Annotated in this window: 1 protein-coding gene; it reads left to right on the top strand. The window is 46.9% G+C overall.

What is annotated here, in order from left to right; genetic code table 11:
- On the top strand, nt 1-188 hold a 188-nt coding region (locus RYX56_RS24870), incomplete at its 5' end, for a hypothetical protein (RefSeq protein ID WP_317124456.1).
- Nucleotides 189-241 lie beyond the last annotated feature (53 nt).

Raw genomic sequence — 241 nt, 5'->3', positions numbered from 1 at the left:
AAAATAAGGAAGGAAAATGGGCAATAGGCAGAGTGGCAAAGGTCAGAAAAGACGGCTTGGAGATTGAAGAGTTAACCCACTCTAGTTCCGGAGATGGCTACGGGTATGGATTTTGGGGACCGTTTTGGCGACCGCCTGTATTCTTCCCGTTTGTCGGTTTCGGTGTAGGCTTTCCGTTTTTTTGGTAGTAATCGCAAGTATGGTCCCATACTTGCTTTTTTTATTGGCCAAAAGGGCAGCC

Source organism: Alkalihalophilus lindianensis (assembly GCF_032843265.1).
Classification (GTDB): Bacteria; Bacillota; Bacilli; order Bacillales; family Bacillaceae_D; genus Alkalihalophilus; species Alkalihalophilus lindianensis.
Note: the sequence above shows the minus strand (reverse complement) of the source record. Positions and strands in the feature narration are given on the sequence as shown.